General features: G+C 51.7%; 14 protein-coding genes. 6 read left to right on the forward strand and 8 right to left on the reverse strand.

The genetic code is table 11. From position 1 onward, the window contains the following. Nucleotides 1-16: 16 nt before the first annotated feature. Both FW415_RS12715 and FW415_RS12720 read right to left on the reverse strand, forming a co-directional pair. Complete coding sequence (locus FW415_RS12715) at nucleotides 17-910, reverse strand: bifunctional 2-polyprenyl-6-hydroxyphenol methylase/3-demethylubiquinol 3-O-methyltransferase UbiG (protein ID WP_148385506.1); 894 nt, start codon at nucleotides 908-910, stop codon at nucleotides 17-19. Between the two features lie 40 nt (nucleotides 911-950). After that, nucleotides 951-2,504, reverse strand: a complete 1,554-nt coding sequence (locus FW415_RS12720) for a methylmalonyl-CoA mutase (RefSeq protein ID WP_148385508.1) — start codon at nucleotides 2,502-2,504, stop codon at nucleotides 951-953. A gap of 55 nt (nucleotides 2,505-2,559) precedes the next feature. Here FW415_RS12720 and FW415_RS12725 point away from each other — a divergent pair, with 55 nt between their 5' ends. Further along, on the forward strand, nucleotides 2,560-3,462 hold the full coding sequence (locus FW415_RS12725; protein WP_148385510.1) for a M23 family metallopeptidase: 903 nt from the start codon (nucleotides 2,560-2,562) through the stop codon (nucleotides 3,460-3,462). 41 nt (nucleotides 3,463-3,503) lie between these two features. Here the strand turns inward: FW415_RS12725 and FW415_RS12730 are convergent, their stop codons facing one another. The 6 genes from FW415_RS12730 to groES form a co-directional block, all read right to left on the reverse strand. Beyond that, the gene (locus tag FW415_RS12730) at nucleotides 3,504-4,037 is read right to left on the reverse strand and encodes a hypothetical protein (protein ID WP_148385512.1); all 534 of its coding nucleotides are present in this window, start codon (nucleotides 4,035-4,037) and stop codon (nucleotides 3,504-3,506) included. A gap of 71 nt (nucleotides 4,038-4,108) precedes the next feature. Further along, a complete protein-coding gene (locus tag FW415_RS12735; RefSeq protein ID WP_148385515.1) occupies nucleotides 4,109-5,530 on the reverse strand; it encodes an L-serine ammonia-lyase in 1,422 nt (473 codons plus the stop codon). 121 nt (nucleotides 5,531-5,651) lie between these two features. Beyond that, complete coding sequence (locus FW415_RS12740) at nucleotides 5,652-6,149, reverse strand: FKBP-type peptidyl-prolyl cis-trans isomerase (protein ID WP_148385517.1); 498 nt, start codon at nucleotides 6,147-6,149, stop codon at nucleotides 5,652-5,654. Nucleotides 6,150-6,166: 17 nt separating this feature from the next. After that, complete coding sequence (locus FW415_RS12745; RefSeq protein WP_168208799.1) at nucleotides 6,167-6,589, reverse strand: FKBP-type peptidyl-prolyl cis-trans isomerase; 423 nt, start codon at nucleotides 6,587-6,589, stop codon at nucleotides 6,167-6,169. A gap of 146 nt (nucleotides 6,590-6,735) precedes the next feature. After that, nucleotides 6,736-8,439, reverse strand: coding sequence for a chaperonin GroEL (groL, locus tag FW415_RS12750; RefSeq protein WP_148385522.1), 1,704 nt, complete (start codon nucleotides 8,437-8,439; stop codon nucleotides 6,736-6,738). Between the two features lie 40 nt (nucleotides 8,440-8,479). Next, nucleotides 8,480-8,761 (reverse strand): co-chaperone GroES, encoded by a 282-nt coding sequence (gene groES, locus FW415_RS12755; RefSeq protein ID WP_146863411.1) that lies wholly within the window; start codon nucleotides 8,759-8,761, stop codon nucleotides 8,480-8,482. A gap of 221 nt (nucleotides 8,762-8,982) precedes the next feature. Between groES and nusB the strand changes: the two genes are divergently transcribed. The 5 genes from nusB (at nucleotide 8,983) to FW415_RS12780 (ending at nucleotide 12,090) form a co-directional block, all read left to right on the forward strand. Next, a complete protein-coding gene (nusB, locus tag FW415_RS12760; RefSeq protein WP_148385524.1) occupies nucleotides 8,983-9,912 on the forward strand; it encodes a transcription antitermination factor NusB in 930 nt (309 codons plus the stop codon). Nucleotides 9,913-9,937: 25 nt separating this feature from the next. Then, the gene (locus tag FW415_RS12765) at nucleotides 9,938-10,387 is read left to right on the forward strand and encodes a DUF1573 domain-containing protein (protein ID WP_148385526.1); all 450 of its coding nucleotides are present in this window, start codon (nucleotides 9,938-9,940) and stop codon (nucleotides 10,385-10,387) included. 63 nt (nucleotides 10,388-10,450) lie between these two features. After that, nucleotides 10,451-10,774 carry a preprotein translocase subunit YajC gene (yajC, locus tag FW415_RS12770; RefSeq protein ID WP_246858730.1) on the forward strand — a complete coding sequence of 108 codons (324 nt, stop codon included), beginning with the start codon at nucleotides 10,451-10,453 and terminating at the stop codon, nucleotides 10,772-10,774. 71 nt (nucleotides 10,775-10,845) lie between these two features. Beyond that, nucleotides 10,846-11,436 carry a dephospho-CoA kinase gene (gene coaE, locus FW415_RS12775; protein ID WP_148385531.1) on the forward strand — a complete coding sequence of 197 codons (591 nt, stop codon included), beginning with the start codon at nucleotides 10,846-10,848 and terminating at the stop codon, nucleotides 11,434-11,436. Between the two features lie 102 nt (nucleotides 11,437-11,538). Beyond that, on the forward strand, nucleotides 11,539-12,090 hold the full coding sequence (locus FW415_RS12780) for a sigma-70 family RNA polymerase sigma factor (RefSeq protein ID WP_148385533.1): 552 nt from the start codon (nucleotides 11,539-11,541) through the stop codon (nucleotides 12,088-12,090). Nucleotides 12,091-12,163 lie beyond the last annotated feature (73 nt).

Below are 12,163 nucleotides of genomic sequence, written 5' to 3' on the forward strand. Positions count from 1 at the left end.
TCCGTTCACGGTGGTATCAATCCGCCTGCCTGCATTCATACACAATTGAACTGCATTTGTCCACATGCCGCCAGGCCTTCCAGTAGGACCGCAGTCCGTTCCATCCCGCTTTGATCATTCCGCCGGAACGGTATTTCTCACTCAGCAGGCTCACATAGAACGCATCAAACACCATCGGATGTTTCTGCACGATGCTTAGCCCGTGCTGTTGCAGCAGTATTTGCATGGATGCAGGAGAGAAATGATAGAGATGCCGCGGCACATCGTATGCCGCCCAGTGGCTGCCGTAGCTGCGCGCATCGGTAGAAGTATAGTTGGGTACGGCAATGAGCAGCGCGCCGCCGGGTTTTAGCAGCTTGCGGATCTGTTCCAGGTAGCCGTGCAGATCATGTACATGTTCCAGCACATGCCACATGGTGATGCAGTCGAACTGCGCATGCGGCAATTGGAAAAGCGCTTCGGTGGACAAGGTATCGAGGTTGTACAGTTTCCGTGCATTCTCCCGTGCGCCCGCATCCGGCTCCAACCCGGTCACTTCCCATCCCAGCTGTTGCATGTAATGCAGGAATGCGCCGGAACCGCTGCCGATATCCAGCAGGCGGCCCTGTTTTACGCCGGCGGAGGATTTTACCCAGTTCTGCTTGGAGCGCATGGTGATCTTGCGCACACTATGGTACATCCTGTTGATAAGGCCTTCCTTTGTTTCTGAATGGGAGATGTATTCGGCGGACTGGTAATAGCTGCCGATGTGATGGATATCCGGGATGTTCTGCGTGAACCTGCCTGTACAGTCGCCGCATTCCCATATGTCAAAAGCTTCGCCGGATACGGTATGGTCTTTTGCTGTAAGCTGCCGGCTGATCTTCTGCGATCCGCAGATCGGGCATTGTTGGTATTGGATACGACTCATGTAAAATGTAAAAACTGCAAGATAAGCATTTAACGGAACCTTATATACCCCGGTATTCACCCCAGACCTTCCGCAGGGCATCTGCGATCTCGCCGAGGGTGCAATAGTTTTCCACGGCTTCCACTACCAGCGGCATCAGGTTTTCCGTGGTCTGCGCTTTTGCCTGTAAGCCAGCCAGCAGGTCGTTTGCTTTCCGGTTGTCCCGGCGGGTGCGGAGCGATGCCAGTTTTTCAGATTGCAGGGTACGGATACTGTCGTCTATACGGAATACATCATCCGCCGTTTCTTCTTTGACGGTGAATTTGTTTACGCCTACGATGACCTTTTCGCCGTTCTCGATCTCCTGCTGGTACTGGTATGCGCTGCGGGCGATCTCGTCCTGTATGAACCCCTGTTCAATGGCGCTGACGGAGCCGCCCATGGCGTCTATTTTGCCGATCAGGTCCCAGGCGCGGGATTCCACTTCATTGGTCAGCGCTTCCACGTAAAAAGATCCGGCCAGCGGGTCCACCGTATCGGCAATACCGCTTTCATAACCGATGATCTGCTGGGTGCGCAGGGCAATGCGGGCAGCGGCTTCGGTGGGCAGGGAAATGGCCTCGTCATAACCGTTGGTGTGCAGCGACTGTGTGCCGCCAAGTGTGGCCGCCAGTGTTTGCACGGCTACCCTCACGATATTGTTATGCGGTTGCTGGGCCGTGAGCGTACTGCCACCGGTTTGCGTATGGAAGCGGAGCATTTGCGCTTTGGCGTCGGTAGCGCCCAGCTCTTTCGTGATCTGCGCCCACATCCTGCGCGCGGCGCGGAATTTGGCCACTTCCTCGAAGAGATGGTTATGCGCATTGAAAAAGAAACTCAGCCGTTTGGCGAATACATTGATGTCAAGCCCTTTTTCCAGCGCCGCTTTCAGATATGCCTTGCCGTTAGAGAGCGTAAATGCCAGTTCCTGCACGGCGTTGGCGCCTGCTTCGCGGATATGGTAGCCGCTGATGGAAATGGTGTTCCACTTCGGCACTTCCCGGCTGCAATAGTCGAAGATGTCTGTGATCAGCCGCATGGAAGGCTGCGGGGGATAAATAAAAGTGCCGCGGGCGGCATATTCCTTGAGGATATCATTCTGAATGGTGCCGGAGATCTTTTGCAGGTCCGCCCCCTGCTTTTTTGCGAGGGCAATGTAAAGTGCCAGCAGGATGAAGCCTGTGGCATTGATGGTCATGGAAGTAGATACCTTTTCCAGGTCGATGCCGGAGAAAAGTATCTCCATATCTTCCAGCGAATCGATGGCTACGCCAACTTTTCCTACTTCTCCTTCGGACATGGGGTGATCGGAGTCATACCCGATCTGGGTAGGCAGGTCGAATGCCACGCTGAGCCCCATTACGCCCTGGCCCAGCAGATAATGATAACGTTTGTTGGACTCCTCCGCTGTACTGAAACCGGCATACTGCCGCATGGTCCATAATTTGTCCCGGTACATGGATGCATGGATGCCCCGGGTGAAGGGGAAACTTCCCGGCATTTCCGTCATCGGCACAGGATTGGTGTACAAGGGCTGTATTGCAATATCCGAATCGGTCCTGATCTTCTTTTCCATAGGCACAATGTTACTTTAAAAACGATAAATTGCGATAAAATTTGTTGACTGGTTTATGATCACCTATTTATTGCTGGCTATTACGATAGGATTGGGGGTACTGAGTATAACACTACTGCGCAAAGCGAGCAGGAAACCGCTGCGGGATGGCATATTAACAGCATTACTGTCCGTTTCCCTCGGCCTGTTCATCTATCTCTATGGTACCTGGGTATTCCTGAGCATTTATGCGAAGTATGTTTTTGGCGTATCGTACCTGCTGCTGGGGCTGTATTTCCTCTGGAAGCGGAAGCGGGTGCTGCGGGCTACGAATGCGCTCTACAAGGTAGTGCTCATCCTTTTTTTCGGCACCTGCTGTATCCTGTATTTCACGGGCACCACAGGAGTGCCGGAGCGGGTAGATCTGGATTTTCCGTTGAAAAAGGGACGGTATTTCGTGATACAGGGCGGCAAAGGCTTGCCTACCAACCTCTTTCATTTCAGCCTGCGCGGGGCCATTTACGCGATGGATATTGTAAGGTTGAATGATTTCGGGAACCGCGCCAATACGGTGTTCTCCCGCAACCTGGAGGATTATGCCATATTCGGGGATACCATTTACAGCCCCTGCAACGGAAGGGTTGTACGTGCGCATGGCAGCAACCCGGATAATATTCCTCCGAATATGGACCGTGGCCCGAAGAACACCAATATGGTCGTGATTGAAACGGATACCTATACCGTATTCATGGGGCATATGAAAATGAACAGCGTGATGGTAAAAGAAGGGGACAGGGTGACCACCGGGCAACCGATCGGGCGGGTGGGTAATTCCGGTTTCAGCAGTGAGCCGCATCTGCACATCCAGGTGCATAAAAGGGAAGACGGGCATCCCTGGTACCGGTCCACGCCGTTGTATATCCGTTTTAACGGTAACAGTTACCTGTTGAACGAGGTGATCAAAAAGAAGAATCTCTGACGGCAACTCCTGGCTTCAACGTTGGCGGCAGCTTTTCACTGTTATCCCTTCATCAATCGCTTCGCTTCCGCATTGATGATCGCTGCGGCAATATCCGCAGGCGATTCCTTTTGCTGCATGAACAGTTCCAGTATTTGTTTGTTCAGTTCGATGGCAGGCGCATCAGGCGGCAGTTTCAGCGCTATCTGGTTAATGATGGAGATCGTTTGTTCCTTCACTGTTTTTACAGCTTCCCAGGCCTGCTGCGTGACATAGATCTGCTGGGAAACATTATGATCGTATTCGGATTTGATGTTGGATACCATGCCGATCTGCATGTCCAGCACCGTGAAGCCGGGCTGGTTGATCCGGCTGATCAGGCTTTGAGGGGAAATGCGCTCTACGAACAGCACGATCCTTTCATAAGCCTGCAATTGCAGCGGCAGTGCAACGTTGCGCGGGTCCGCTGCAACTGGTGCAGTAGTGGCAGGGTCGGTTTTCTCCGGTTTCTTCAATGAATCTTTAAGCGTCCAGATTACCAGTACGATAGCGCCGGCTCCCAGAATAATAAACAACCACTCCTGACTGTTAGGCATAAATGAAAGGGTTTTAGGAGTACAAATATAGATTTATTTTATTATTTGTAACTGCTGATATGATTTTTATGTCAGCATTCCGGCAAGCTGAGCGGTATGTTGACCGCCAGTCCGCCGTCGGAGGTTTCCTTGTATTTTGAATTCATGTCCAGCGCTGTTTCCCACATGGTTTTCACTACGGCGTCCAGCGATACTTTTGCCAGTTCCGGGTTGCTTTGCAGGGCCAGCTGGCAGGCGGTGATCGCTTTGATGGCGCCCATGGTATTGCGTTCTATGCAGGGTATCTGTACGAGCCCGCCGATGGGATCGCAGGTCAATCCAAGGTGATGCTCCATGGCGATCTCGGCGGCCATCAGCACCTGCCTTTGTGATCCGCCCATACATTCGGTGAGCGCTGCGGCGGCCATCGCGGAAGAAACGCCTATTTCGGCCTGGCAGCCGCCCATGGCTGCGGAGATGGTTGCGCGTTTTTTGAAGATGCTGCCGATCTCTGATGCCGTCAGCAGGAACTGGATGATCCGTTCGGGATCGAAGCCATCGCAGAAGGCAATGTAGTATTGCAGTACGGCGGGGATCACTCCGGCGGCCCCGTTGGTAGGTGCGGTAACCACCCTGCCGAAGGAGGCATTCTCTTCGTTCACGGCCAGCGCGAAGCAGCTAACCCAGTCCAGCGTATAGGAAAAATGCTGCCCGCCTTCGCGGATAGCCGTGATCCAGGAATGGTAATCAGTATAAGTCCTTCCGTTTAACAGTTTTTTATTGAGTGCCGCCGCCCTGCGCCCCACTTTCAGGCCGCCGGGCAGTTCGCCGGTGGTGTGGCATCCGCGGTAAATGCATTCCTGCATTACCTGCCATATTTTCAGCACACCCTCCCGGGTGGCGGCTTCGCTGCGCCAGGCCTGTTCATTCTCCATGACGAGTTCGGAGATGGAAAAACCGGTTTTAATGCACCATTGCAGCAACTGCCTTGCCGTGTCTATAGGAAAGGGCAGGTCCACACTGTTCTGCGGGTTGCCGGCTTCGCCTTCCTTCACCACGAACCCGCCACCGATGGAGTAGTAAGTGGCCGCCAACTGGTCGCCGTTGCGGAGAGTAACGAGGAAGGTCAGGGCATTGGGATGGAAGGGGAGTGATTCCTCGAACAGGAATGCAATATCGCTGACGGGATCAAATGTTATGGTATATTTCCCGTTAAGCTGCAGTTTCCGGTCGCGGCGGATGCCGTCTATCTTGGGAGTGATCTGGCTGACATCGAATGTCACCGGATCATCGCCTGAAAGTCCCAGCAATACGGCGATATCCGTACCGTGGCCATGGCCGGTCTTGGCCAGGGAGCCGTACAGCAACACGGTCAGGCCGGTCACTTCGGGCAACTGGTCGCCGAGTTCGTCCAGGAAACGCATGGCTGCGCGCCATGGGCCTAAGGTATGTGAGCTGGAAGGTCCTACGCCGATCTTGAAGATGTCAAATACTGAGATGCACTCGTGTGGCACAATGAATTGATTTATTGGTCAAAGGTATTGAATCGTTGCTTGCTGCCGGCGAAAGGTAGGAAAAAATCAGCCCTGCCGGTTTTGGGCAGGGCTGATTATGATAATGGGATGATAATTCCCCTTAGTAATAAAAGTTATTGAGCGTGATCTCGAAAACAAGCACAGAATTGGCCGGGATGGCGGCTGAGCTGGAGGTTTTGTACCCCAGTCCCGATGGAATAAGCAGCAATACCTTATCTCCTTTGGCGATCTTCCGCAGGCCGATCTGCCAGCCCTGAACGAGGTTCTTGAGGCGGGCATCTCCCAGGGTATTGTTATCCCGGGTTTCGAAAACATTGCCGTTGAGCAGTTTGCCGGTGTAGGAAATGTTCATCCGGTCTTCCAGGGTGATCGTATCGTTCGGTGTGGTGCCGCGTGCCAGTATCTTGTAATGCAGCCCGCTGGTATCATCTTTCATGGTGCCGGTGATGCTGCTGTCAGCGATATATTGCTGTATCAGCTGTTCATCGATAGCGGCTTGTTTAACAGGATCGTGCGGCACATCGTCCTTTTTCTTTTTGCAGGCGGTGAACATCAATACCGCCAGGAGGCCGAGCAGCCCGAAATAGTGTCTCTTCATACAAATATTTAAGATGTTTATTTAAAGTCTACCAGTTTTACATCGCATACCAGTATGGCGTCCGGTGGAATGGTACCGGGAATGCCTGTTGACCCGAAGGCGAGGCTGGAGGGAATATACATGATAATATGACCGCCTTTGGTGATCAGGCGAAGGCCGATCTGCCACCCGGCGATATGATCTTTCAGCTTCCGGCCATCGAATTTTGTAGGCAGGTTCTGGGATGATTCGATCAACCGCTCTTCGCGCAGCAGGCTGCGCTTGAAAATAACGGTGGGTGTCTGGTCCAGGTGAATGGTGTCGATACCGTTGCCCGGTGCAACGATCTTGTACACGAGGCCGCTGGGGTGGATGACAATACCGGAATCACGGTTCCGGCTGCGGAGGTATTCGCGGATGGACTGGGTATCCTGTTGTACGGATTCAAAGAAATCGTTCAACGAGTTTTCCTTTTTGACGCAGGAACTTGAGCAGCAGGGCGGAAGCCAGTACTGCAAGGCCGGAATAAAAAAGTCGTCTGATCATCATACGCACAGCAGGAATTTGTCAAAAATACAACAGTTAAACGCGTTACCCGGGCAGAAAGTTACAAAAAAAAGATCCCGCTCACGGAAAACCGGAGCGGGATGATATTTTGCCTGTACCGGCGGATTAATAATCCATGCCCATACCGTGGCCGCCCGCCCGGCATTGCGGGAGCTGCGGATTTAGGTTCCGGTTTGTCAGCGATCACGCATTCTGTGGTCAGCAGCATACCAGCGATGGATGCGGCGTTTTCCAGGGCAATGCGGGTTACTTTTGTAGGATCGATTACACCTGCAGCCAGTAATTTTTCAAATACTTCCGTGCGGGCATTGAAACCAAAGTCGGCTTTACCTTCCTTCACTTTCTGAACGATGATAGATCCTTCGATACCTGCGTTGGCAGTGATCTGGCGCAGCGGTTCTTCGATCGCGCGTTTCACGATGGCAATACCGGTCTGCTCGTCTTCGTTCTCACCTTTCAGTTTTTCCAGTGATTCGATAGAGCGGATGAACGCTACACCACCACCAGCTACGATACCTTCTTCAACGGCAGCGCGGGTAGCATGCAGGGCATCGTCCACACGGTCTTTCTTCTCTTTCATTTCCACTTCGGTAGCAGCGCCAACGTACAGTACGGCAACACCACCGCTCAGTTTCGCCAGGCGTTCCTGCAGTTTTTCGCGGTCATAATCGGAAGTGGTCACTTCGATCTGGGACTTGATCTGGCCGATACGGGCCTGGATGTCCTTTTTACCGCCTTTACCGCCAACGATGGTGGTATTGTCTTTATCGATGATGATGGATTCAGCGCGACCGAGGTAGGTCAGGTCGGCATTTTCCAGTTTGTAACCTTGTTCCTCGCTTACCACGATACCAGCGGTGAGGGTAGCGATATCCTGCAGCATTTCCTTTCTGCGGTCGCCAAAGCCGGGAGCTTTAACGGCAGCTACTTTCAGGGTGCCGCGGAGTTTGTTCACCACCAGGGTGGCCAGTGCTTCACCGTCCAGGTCCTCGGAGATGATCACGAGGGGAGCGCCCTGCTGTGCCACTTTTTCCAGGATGTGGAGGATATCCTTCATGGTGCTGATCTTTTTGTCGTAGATCAGGATGTAAGGATTCTGCAGTTCAGCCTGCATTTTCTCGCTGTTGGTGATGAAATAGGCGGAGAGGTAACCGCGGTCGAACTGCATGCCTTCCACTACTTCTACGGTAGTTTCGGTGCCTTTCGCTTCTTCAACGGTGATCACACCGTCTTTGGTCACTTTACGCATGGCTTCAGCGATCAGCTTGCCGATCTCGCCGTCGTTATTTGCAGAGATGGAAGCTACCTGTTCGATCTTTTTGGTGTCGCTGCCAACTTTTTCGGATTGTTTTTTCAGGCTTTCCACAACGGCTTTCACGGCTTTGTCGATACCGCGTTTCAGGTCCATCGGGTTAGCGCCTGCTGCTACGTTCTTCAGGCCTTCTCCGATGATGGACTGGGCCAGAACGGTGGCAGTGGTGGTACCGTCACCGGCAATGTCAGCGGTTTTGGAAGCTACTTCCTTCACCATCTGCGCGCCCATGTTCTCGATAGCGTCTTCCAGTTCAATCTCTTTTGCTACAGTAACACCGTCCTTGGTTACGCTGGGGGCGCCGAATTTCTTTTCGATCACCACGTTGCGGCCTTTGGGGCCGAGGGTTACTTTCACGGCATCTGCCAGGGTGTCTACGCCTTTTTTCATTTTGTTGCGGGCGTCCGTATCAAAGAATATTTGCTTTGCCATAATGGTAATTGTTTTCTTGGTCTTTTAAGTGGAATGATGTTTAGATGATGGCCAGAATGTCTGATTCACGCATGATCAGGTATTCTTCACCTTCAAAGGGGATTTCCTGGCCGGAGTATTTGCCATACAGAACGGTGTCGCCTACTTTTACGGTGGTGGGCTCGTCCTTTTTGCCCGGCCCGGCCGCTACCACAGTACCACGTTGAGGTTTTTCTTTAGCGGTGTCGGGGATAATGATACCACCAGAGGTTTTTTCTTCTGCTGCTGCGGGTTTTACGATCACCCTGTCTGCCAGAGGTTTAATACTTAATTTTTTAGCCATTTTGAATCTATTTTTAAAAAGATGTGTTGAAATGGAATAATTTGACGGAAATTCCCTTAACGAAGATTATGCCAACAGACATTCAGGTCAAATTTTCAGGAAGCAAAGATAAGTAAAGTTCTCAGGGACTGTCAAAAAATGACATTTTTTCAGTCCGCCGTAACTATTTTTTAAAAAGTCCCTCTAAAACAGTAGATTTGCGGCCATTTTCCTTAGCGTACATGATCAGTAGAAGAAACATCCGGGTAAAAGTAATGCAAACGCTGTATGCCATGGACACCATGGAGCAGGGCTCCCTGAAACCAGGCACCGCCACCAGTTTGCTGAATGAGAAGTTAGACCAGACCTGTCAGATATTCACTTATTTGCTGTATTCCATTGCCCGCGTAGCACAATACGCGGAAACGGATGCACAGGCCAGGGCCTCCAAACACCTGCCCAGCGCGGCAGACCTTGTCGTCAATACCAAGATCGCCGGTAATGACTTCATCTTCCAGGTATTGGGGGACAAGGGGTTCCAGGTGAACCTGGACAGCTGGAAACTGCGCCACCTGGAAGACCCGGAACTGACCCGGAAACTCTACAACCGGCTGGCGGAAAGTGAATTATATAAGACGTATATCAGCGAACAGTCCCGCAACAAAGCTTCCGAGAAACAGATAATAGAATATATCTATAAAGACATCCTGGAAAAGAACGACCTGTTCCGCCAGCATATGGAAGACAGTTTCCTCCACTGGGGGGATGATGAAGATATGATGGGCATCCTGGTAGGCAACTACCTCTCCAAGCCCCAGCTGTTCAATTTCCTGCAGCTGATCAGCCGGGAGAAACTGGAGTATGCCCGGGAGCTGCTGCTTACGGTGATCGACAAAAAGGACTATTGCCTGGAACTGATCAAGCCCAAGCTGCAGAACTGGGACCCGGAGCGCATAGCCGCCATCGATATGCTGCTGATGGAAATGGGGGTTTGCGAATTCCTCTATTTCCCTACCATTCCTACCAAGGTGACCATCAACGAATATATCGATCTGGCCAAAGGCTACAGCACACCGCAAAGCGGCCAGTTCGTGAACGGCATCCTGGACAATATCCTGAAAGACCTCGTACAGGCCAATCAGGTGCAGAAGACAGACCGTACCCGGAAATGATCCAAAACCATAAATATTCCTGTTCATGAAATCGTTCTTATCCTCATTACTGTTGGCCGCCGCGGTACTGACCGCCTGCAACAACAATGCGAAAGAAACCGGCAGCGACCAGGCATCGACCCTTAACAGCGCTTCCGACTCCGCTCAGGGCCTGTACCCGGTGATCACTTTTGAAAAAGAAAGCCATAACTTTGGGAATATTGAAGAAGGCGAAGTGGTAGAGTACTCCTTCAAATTCACCAATACGGGCAATAAAGACCTCCTGATCACCAGGGCGGAGGCCAGTTGCGGCTGTACTGTACCTGAATGGCCGAAAGAACCCGTTAAACCCGGGGAAAGCGCCTATATGAAGGTGAAGTTCGACAGCCGGGGAAGACCGGAAGGATATACCGAAAAGGAGATATATATCCAGGCCAATACCAATCCTCCCGCAGTGAACGGTCCGAAGATCCAGTGCACGGTCGTAAAGAAATAGTAACTTTATTCGTTTCAAATCAACAAACAACATACGATGTACAACTTATTAAATGTATTCTTAATGACGCCCCAGCAAGGCGGCGGTCAGGGCGGTTTCGGCGGAATGGGCTCCCTGCTGTTCTTCGGCGGTATGATCCTGGTAATGTGGTTCTTCATGATCCGCCCCCAAACCAAAAAAGCCAAACTGCAGAAACAGTTTATCGATAACCTGAAAGAAGGGGAAAAAGTGGTGACCATTGCAGGTATCCACGGAAAAGTGAAAAAGATCAACGAGAATAATACCCTCCAGATCGAAGTGAGTCCCGGTACTTTCCTGACCATCGAGCGCTCTGCTGTAAGCATGGAATATACCAATGCTGTTGCGAAAGCTGCGGAAACGAAATAAGGGACTACGGTCCGGAAAATAAAAAACGGGGTTTCATCACAGGGAACCCCGTTTTTTTTTATTTTAGTTCAATGTACATCATCGGCATAACAGGCGGTATCGGTTCGGGAAAAAGCACAGTCGCCAGAATTTTCGGTTTATTGGGGATTCCTGTATATTCTGCGGATGACGCAGCCAAAGAGATCATGGTCAGGGACCCGGTCCTCGTAGCACAGATCAGGGAACATTTCGGCCCGGAATCGTATCTTGCAGACGGCAGCCTGCACCGCAAATTCATCTCCGGTATCGTTTTCAACGACAAAGCGCAACTGGAAGTACTGAATGCGCTGGTACACCCCGCCACTATCCGTCATTCCGAAGAATGGGCCGCCAGGCAGCAAGCGCCCTACGTCATCAAAGAAGCTGCGCTGATGTTTGAAACCGAATCTTTTCATCATGTAGACAAAGTGATCTGCGTATATTCTCCCGAAGCGCTCCGGGTCCACCGCGTTATGAAACGGGACAATATCACCCGTAACGAAGTGCTGGCAAGAATGCATAAGCAGATCGATGACAGGATCAAGATGAAACTGGCTGACCACGTGATCTGCAACGATGAGCAGCAGATGGTCATTCCCCAGGTCCTGGCGTTGCACCAGCAGTTCCTCGCCACCCTGAAGTGATCGCCCCCTGCAGGGCTATGTTAAGCCTGTGCAAACTTTTTCTGAAGGGCATTTTTCTGTCTGCAGCATCTTATACCTTTAACCACGTTATTAAATTGAGATATGACCCTGATGCAAGACAGCCTCCTGACCCGGTTCCGGGAAGGGCATTTTGATGCATGCGAAGCGCTTTTCAATACCTACTGGGATGCCCTCTACCAGTATGCATTGCGCATTCTCGGCAGCGAAGAGGATGCACAGGACCTGGTACAGGATCTTTTCGTTGAACTTTGGGAGCGGCGGGAATACCTGGAGATCAGCACACACATCCGCATCTATCTCTTCAGCGCTACCCGGAAAAAAATACTGCGCAAATTCCGGGACGATGGCCTGAAGCAAAAACACCTGGAGAAATTCATCCTCCACGGAGAGCTCCGTTCCGAACTGACCCTCAGTACATTGATACATAAAGATATCCTGTCCCAATTGCAGGAAGATCTGCAAACACTTCCCGCCAAAGAGAAAGCCGTGTTCGAATGTTACTATTTTGAAGAACTGAGCATCCGGGAGATCGCCATTAAAAACGGCACGGCGGAACAAACGGTGCGCAATCAGCTCAGCAATGCGCATCGCAAGGCATTGCCGCTTATTCATAAATTGCTGATGCTGATCTAAGGGCGATCGGCTTGCGCCTTTCCGCCACCGGTGCCGGTCAACATGGCCAGCTTTGGTCTTCCATCATCCCCGC

The organism is Chitinophaga sp. XS-30, from assembly GCF_008086345.1.
GTDB lineage: Bacteria > Bacteroidota > Bacteroidia > Chitinophagales > Chitinophagaceae > Chitinophaga.

Coding starts and splice junctions, on each gene's coding strand:
- FW415_RS12715 (WP_148385506.1), bottom strand. CDS start 910: ATGAGTCGTATCCAATACCAACAATGCCCGATCTGCGGATCGCAGAAG.
- FW415_RS12720 (WP_148385508.1), bottom strand. CDS start 2,504: ATGGAAAAGAAGATCAGGACCGATTCGGATATTGCAATACAGCCCTTG.
- FW415_RS12725 (WP_148385510.1), top strand. CDS start 2,560: ATGATCACCTATTTATTGCTGGCTATTACGATAGGATTGGGGGTACTG.
- FW415_RS12730 (WP_148385512.1), bottom strand. CDS start 4,037: ATGCCTAACAGTCAGGAGTGGTTGTTTATTATTCTGGGAGCCGGCGCT.
- FW415_RS12740 (WP_148385517.1), bottom strand. CDS start 6,149: ATGAAGAGACACTATTTCGGGCTGCTCGGCCTCCTGGCGGTATTGATG.
- groL (WP_148385522.1), bottom strand. CDS start 8,439: ATGGCAAAGCAAATATTCTTTGATACGGACGCCCGCAACAAAATGAAA.
- groES (WP_146863411.1), bottom strand. CDS start 8,761: ATGGCTAAAAAATTAAGTATTAAACCTCTGGCAGACAGGGTGATCGTA.
- nusB (WP_148385524.1), top strand. CDS start 8,983: ATGATCAGTAGAAGAAACATCCGGGTAAAAGTAATGCAAACGCTGTAT.
- FW415_RS12765 (WP_148385526.1), top strand. CDS start 9,938: ATGAAATCGTTCTTATCCTCATTACTGTTGGCCGCCGCGGTACTGACC.
- yajC (WP_246858730.1), top strand. CDS start 10,451: ATGACGCCCCAGCAAGGCGGCGGTCAGGGCGGTTTCGGCGGAATGGGC.
- coaE (WP_148385531.1), top strand. CDS start 10,846: ATGTACATCATCGGCATAACAGGCGGTATCGGTTCGGGAAAAAGCACA.
- FW415_RS12780 (WP_148385533.1), top strand. CDS start 11,539: ATGACCCTGATGCAAGACAGCCTCCTGACCCGGTTCCGGGAAGGGCAT.